The organism is Psychrobacter sp. CAL346-MNA-CIBAN-0220, assembly GCF_040309805.1.
In the GTDB taxonomy this organism is placed as follows: domain Bacteria; phylum Pseudomonadota; class Gammaproteobacteria; order Pseudomonadales; family Moraxellaceae; genus Psychrobacter.
Genome location: NZ_JBEOPF010000240.1, coordinates 1 through 275 on the forward strand (window position 1 = coordinate 1; position 275 = coordinate 275).

General features: G+C 40.0%; 1 protein-coding gene. It reads left to right on the forward strand.

The window, feature by feature from the left end:
* On the forward strand, positions 1-275 hold a 275-nt coding region (locus AAEY88_RS13480), incomplete at both ends, for a transglutaminase-like cysteine peptidase (protein WP_350563201.1).

Sequence of the window (275 nt, forward strand, 5' to 3'; positions counted from 1 at the left end):
GTTAATGATTTTTTTGCGCGTAATTTACGCTACCAAACTGATATTTTGCTATGGAAACAAAACGATTATTGGGCAACCCCTTTAGAAACGTTAGGCAGAGGCCTAGGTGATTGTGAAGATTACGCAATAGCAAAGTATATAAGCTTGAGAGCCCTAGGGGTGAGTGACGACAAGTTACGCCTTATTTATGTAAAAGCAAAAATTGCGGGCACTAACAAAACGCAAGCACATATGGTGTTAGGTTATTTTGCTACACCAAACGCTCAGCCACTTAT